The following is a 644-nucleotide window of genomic DNA, read 5'->3' on the forward strand; positions in this document are numbered from 1 at the left end:
GACGCCCTTTACCGGCTTTCTCAAGGCGACCGGTTGGCCCCGCCCTGGCGGCGGGGCCTGCAGGTCTCAGTCGCGGTTCGGGCGGGACCAGATCAGCTGGTAGCCATCCTCACCTTCCACCTCGCTCAGCGTGGCGTAGATCGGGGCGGGGAAGCTCGGATCGTCGAGCTTGACCGAGAGGTAGTCGCGGTCGCTCTCGCTGGAGCGCTTCTGCCAGGCGGCGCCGAGTTCAACGGAGCCGGCGAAGATGCGGAACTGCGGGCCTTTGTCCGAGGGGTTCTCGATGCGGGCGATGCGAGCCTTGACGTTGAGAGCGAGGGTGCGGATCGAACCGGTGAAACCGTTTTCGGTGGAGGTGAAGGTGCCGATGGTAGCCATTGTCATATTCCTTTTTTGCTGTTTCGGGCCGCTCCATTGCGGCCTCGATGGCAGTCGCAAAGGCCAGGGACGATCGGACCGCACCCAAAGGGCCGGAACAGCGTGGAGGGCGGCGCGGAGACACTTTCTTGTTTCGCGAGGAATGGCGGCGTGAGCCGGCAGGGGATGAAAGTTTTGCAGAGCCGTTGCGGGATCAAGAGCGAGGCGAAGCCGTTCTCCGGTCAGACCTGCCCCATCGAGCCCGCCTATGGAGCCCCTCCCCCCCT

The 644-nt window shown here is 64.8% G+C and carries 1 protein-coding gene; it reads right to left on the reverse strand.

From position 1 onward, the window contains the following. Positions 1-66: 66 nt before the first annotated feature. Entirely contained in the window at positions 67-378 is a 312-nt protein-coding gene (locus tag CES86_RS01175; RefSeq protein ID WP_003501768.1) for a DUF736 domain-containing protein, read from the reverse strand. Positions 379-644 lie beyond the last annotated feature (266 nt).

It is taken from the genome of Brucella lupini, assembly GCF_002252535.1.
GTDB lineage: Bacteria > Pseudomonadota > Alphaproteobacteria > Rhizobiales > Rhizobiaceae > Brucella > Brucella anthropi.